This window comes from Mycobacterium sp., from assembly GCF_050701675.1.
Lineage (GTDB): Bacteria > Actinomycetota > Actinomycetes > Mycobacteriales > Mycobacteriaceae > Mycobacterium.
In genome coordinates this window covers 1-1,680 of the sequence record NZ_JBOGDD010000896.1, presented here as the reverse complement: position 1 = coordinate 1,680, position 1,680 = coordinate 1, and the positions used below count along the sequence as shown (strand labels likewise).

Sequence of the window (1,680 nt, the reverse complement as noted above, 5' to 3'; positions counted from 1 at the left end):
GCGAAGTGGTGGGAGTCGGTCAGCCGGTGGCGATCCGGTTCGACGAGAACATTCTCGACCGGTCGGCAGCGGAGAAGGCCATCACCGTCATGAGCCAACCTGCCGTCGAGGGCGCGTTCTATTGGCTTAGTGACCGTGAAGTCCGTTGGCGGCCCAAGGACTACTGGAAGCCAGGTACCGCCATCGTCGTCACAGTGGACACCTACGGAGTCGACCTCGGCGACGGCCTCTTCGGTCAGGACGACGTCACCTCGCGCTTCACCGTGGGCGACGAGGTCATCGCGACCGCCGACGACACCACCAAGACGTTGACCGTCCGGGTCAACGGTGCAGTGGTCAAGACGATGCCGATCTCGATGGGCAAGAACAGCGCGCCAACCGACAACGGCACCTACGTCATCGGTGATCGCTACCGCGAACTCGTCATGGATTCTTCGACGTACGGTGTCCCGGTGAATTCGGCGGAGGGCTACCGCCTCGAAGTCGAGTACGCCACCCAAATGTCGTACAGCGGCATCTACGTTCACGCCGCACCCTGGTCGGTGAACAGCCAGGGCCGAAGCAACGTCAGCCACGGCTGCCTCAACGTCAGCACCAGCAACGCCCAGTGGTTTTACGACAACACCAAGCGCGGCGACATCGTCCAGGTCCTCAACACGGTGGGCCCGACGCTGCCGGGCACCGACGGCCTAGGCGACTGGAACATTCCCTGGGAGCAATGGCGGGCCGGGAACGCGGTCAGCCCAACCCAGCAAGGGTGAGGTTCAAGGTTTGGTCAGCGCGTAATAGGCGTATCGGGCGTCCAACCGGTTCCGAGGAACCAGTGTGATCAGCTTCGGTGTCAGGCCACAGTCGATCGCCTGTAGCCAAAACTCGTCGATACCAAAAGTCGTCATGTTGGCCAGGTTTCGACGGTAGTCGCGTCGATGACCGCGCGTACGGCGATCGCGGTCCGGTACTTCACCTGAATGAAGGCCAGTCCACCGCTGACCAACAACCGCTCGGCGATCCGAACGATGCGAAGCGCCTCCTCCGGGCCCGCGGTGAGTTCGAGAACGTAGAGGCACACAAACGTGTCGCAGGATCCTTCGCGGCCGTCCACGGCCCGCTCGGGATTCTCGATGTCGACGTGCACCGGTTCGACGGGGGTCTGGCAGACCGCCCGAACCTGTCGCACGCACTCCGTGACACTCTCGGGCGCGACGTCGGCGGCAAGGAAAGTCGAGGCGATGGGCGCGAACGCGACGGCGTTCGCACCGCCGCCGCAGCCCCATTCGATCACCCGACCGGGACTGGACGGGAGGTCGAGTCCCGTGGCGAACCGGTGAAAGATGTCGAGATGGTCTCGACCAACCTCCAGCCACGCCTCCTCGCCAAGACCGTTGCGCCAGTGAGAGTCTGACGCCCAAGCATCGCCCGACGACGCGGACCAGTAGTTGCGTGCGTCGGCGATCCTGCGAGAAATCCCCTGCGCGGGCACGGCTCGACCGGCGGCCTTCAAAATTGCGCGCACGCCGGGGACCTAGTACCGGCGCGCGTTGTGGAACGGCGACGAATCCACCGGCGCGACGCGAACGGGGGTGCCGTAGGTCGAAGCGTGCACCATCATTCCGTCCCCGATGTAGATCCCCGCATGCGACACATCGGAGTAGAAGGTCACGATGTCGCCGGGTTGCAGGT

At 64.2% G+C, this 1,680-nt stretch carries 3 protein-coding genes; 1 reads left to right on the top strand and 2 read right to left on the bottom strand.

Going from position 1 to position 1,680, the window contains the following annotated elements:
• Window positions 1-761, top strand: a 761-nt coding sequence (locus ACRDUX_RS27150) for a L,D-transpeptidase (RefSeq protein WP_526418329.1), incomplete at its 5' end; no start/stop codon positions are given.
• A 131-nt stretch (window positions 762-892) separates the two neighbouring features.
• Here the strand turns inward: ACRDUX_RS27150 and ACRDUX_RS27145 are convergent.
• Window positions 893-1,513: a class I SAM-dependent methyltransferase gene (locus ACRDUX_RS27145; RefSeq protein ID WP_526418327.1), complete on the bottom strand. Its 621-nt coding sequence runs from the start codon at window positions 1,511-1,513 to the stop codon at window positions 893-895.
• Between the two features lie 9 nt (window positions 1,514-1,522).
• Window positions 1,523-1,680, bottom strand: a 158-nt coding sequence (locus ACRDUX_RS27140; protein ID WP_526418331.1) for a C40 family peptidase, incomplete at its 5' end; no start/stop codon positions are given.